Below are 2,132 nucleotides of genomic sequence, written 5' to 3' on the forward strand. Positions count from 1 at the left end.
TTTTTAGGTAAGTTCATTTCAAAATAAGGTACTAATTCGTCATTTTTATAATATACATTCTGATTACTATCTTTTTGTTGATAGATTTGATATAAATCTAATCCCATTTGATAAATAATCTTATACTCTACCTCTATTGAAGCACGATAAGTTGAACGTGAGTTAGAATAATTAAAAGCATCTAGAAATATTTTTTGAATATTACCTAAAACTGTACTCTTTCCCGTCCCATTTGGCCCTATTATTAAAGATACAAATGGGGTTATAAGTTCATTAATGTGGAATATTTTGTTTTCTAAGAATTTTACTTTTATCCAATTGGCATTAGGATATTTATATTGAATCTCATGAATAAGAAAACCTGACTTGGCATTATTTTTCTTACGATGTATAAATTCCGCTTTAAAGAATGCCGTACTTTTGTAAAATGGATTTATAAATTTATTTTGTCCTTCAAAAACAATTCCTTTAGATACTCTACGATCTTTTTTGATAATTTGATCTATATAACCACATTTATATTTACTTTTTGTATTGGGGTTATTAAAGAATTTTGTTTTTGTAAAAAACCATCCTCCAGGACCTGTTAATGTATCAATGTTGTTTTTAATCATTACCTCTGCTAATGGATTAACACTATTTAAAGACAACACATATTGAGGAAATTCTATAATTCTATTATTCTCCAAATAATGTTTTGGTTGAAAATTTAGAAACTCTAAAGCATCCATCTTTTTTCCAACTTCAATAAGCGGAAAAACCCAAACATCTCTTTCTTCCCCAGACTCATCAATTTGTCTTTCCTTTTCCGGATGCCCAGCCAGAAATACTTGATCAATAAATTTATAATCACCGCGGTCTACAACAAATAAATATACATCTATACCTTTCTCATTTGAATGAAGAAGTGTTTTATTTTGCTTATAATCTAGACTTTGATGCCCTTTCCTTCCCATTCCAGTATACTTCCAAATATCATTTTCTTTTCTCGCTGGTTGATAGGGTGGAATATTCTCATATGACAATAATACTAAGGAGTTGGTTTTTAATGATCTTCTCATTCCTCCTCCAATTCCACATTTAAATATTTCTATTAGTTCTTTGTCACTTATTACAATGCCTTTCTTTAAATCTTGGATTCTCTCTATTTTGTCCATACTAGATTCTCCTTAGTCATCTTACGGGATATTTACAAATATTAGGTTTGAATAATTCCACATATTATTTATTACACTCAATTTACACATAATGTTCGTTCTAATACGCTGCTTTCATCAATTAATATTTCTTTTTTAAATAATTCAATACTGTCAGTAGAAAACCTCAATTAAATACTACTTTATTTCTACATTAACCAAAGGTGCTCGATCATAGTACATACTTAATGCTTCTTTATCTAGCTTTGGATCCCTCTCACAACTAGATATCCTTTGTTTATTTACTTTTATACATAATTAGTTTAGAAATTAAAACTTAAATAAATTTTTCATCCCTCCATCTAGCAGCAACATAATCCTCGAAATCATAATTACCTAAATTCAAATTATCAACATGGTCTGTGATAATTATTTGAGGCATAAACCCTGCTTCTTTATAAATTAATTCTAATTCTTTTAATATCGTTACATACATTGCTTCTACAACTTCAATATCTGTTCCTTTACTGTCATTTTTATCAACATAAACCTTGTCGGGAAAATACACTTGACTAGGTTGGTCAAAAAATAAAAATGAAGGAATTTTAGAATTTTCTTCTTTACAGAAGAAATGTAACAAAGATAAAAATAAACTAATATGACAAGAAAGCCAATTCGCTCCACTACCCATTTCACTTAAAAACACTTTGTCTCTGGCCATCTTATCATAGTGATATAGCTCAAAAGATTCTAAATCAAAATTTAAATTTGCAGGTTTAAATTCTTCTTCAAAATCTAGCCCTTTAATAATTCTATTCATATACTCACTTAATTTATTTTCAGCATAACTAAAATATTTATCGAGATTATAACCTTCTATCTGCTCAATCAAACTCCTAATCTCATCTTCCAATGTTTCTTCTCCGTTTAAATCTATGCTTTCTCTTTGATGTTGAACTAGCTGACATTCAATATCAATTTTAGCCTTAGCATAAG

Annotated in this window: 2 protein-coding genes; both read right to left on the bottom strand. The window is 28.6% G+C overall.

Translation table 11 applies throughout. The annotated features are described in order from the left end of the window. Window positions 1-1,157, bottom strand: a 1,157-nt coding sequence (locus tag KVT27_RS23055; RefSeq protein ID WP_483307975.1) for an SRA domain-containing endonuclease, incomplete at its 3' end; no start/stop codon positions are given. 316 nt (window positions 1,158-1,473) lie between these two features. Continuing rightward, a partial coding sequence (locus KVT27_RS23060; protein ID WP_217582014.1) for a DUF3732 domain-containing protein occupies window positions 1,474-2,132 on the bottom strand: 659 nt, incomplete at its 5' end.

It is taken from the genome of Lysinibacillus sp. GbtcB16 (assembly GCF_019091145.1).
Classification (GTDB): Bacteria; Bacillota; Bacilli; order Bacillales_A; family Planococcaceae; genus Lysinibacillus; species Lysinibacillus fusiformis.